The organism is Streptococcus sp. SCPM-O-B-15304 (M98) (assembly GCF_058200215.1).
This window is the reverse complement of record NZ_JBYQGQ010000063.1, coordinates 1-235: the sequence shown is the minus strand read 5'-3', so window position 1 is coordinate 235 and position 235 is coordinate 1. Positions and strand designations below refer to the sequence as shown.

The window sequence follows — 235 nt, the reverse complement described above, 5'->3', positions numbered from 1 at the left end:
CTTCAGCTGTACCTGTTACTGCTGTGTCACCTGCTTTAACTTCGTTTACTTTTGGTGCATCTGGAGCTGTCTTATCATCGGCTTTCGCTACGGTTGCTTCTGTTGCTCCTGACTTGTTACCTGCTGCGTCTGTTGCTGTTACTGAGACTTTATCGCCTTCGTTCAAGCCACTTACTGGAACGCTGAAGGTACCATCTTCACCGGCTGTTGCTGTTGCTTTTGTTCCGTTTGGAAG

Annotated in this window: 1 protein-coding gene; it reads right to left on the bottom strand. The window is 48.1% G+C overall.

The genetic code is table 11. The features are described 5' to 3' along the window. The coding region (locus tag AC3E7H_RS10095) for an Ig-like domain-containing protein (protein ID WP_490676527.1) at positions 1 to 235 on the bottom strand (235 nt) is incomplete at both ends.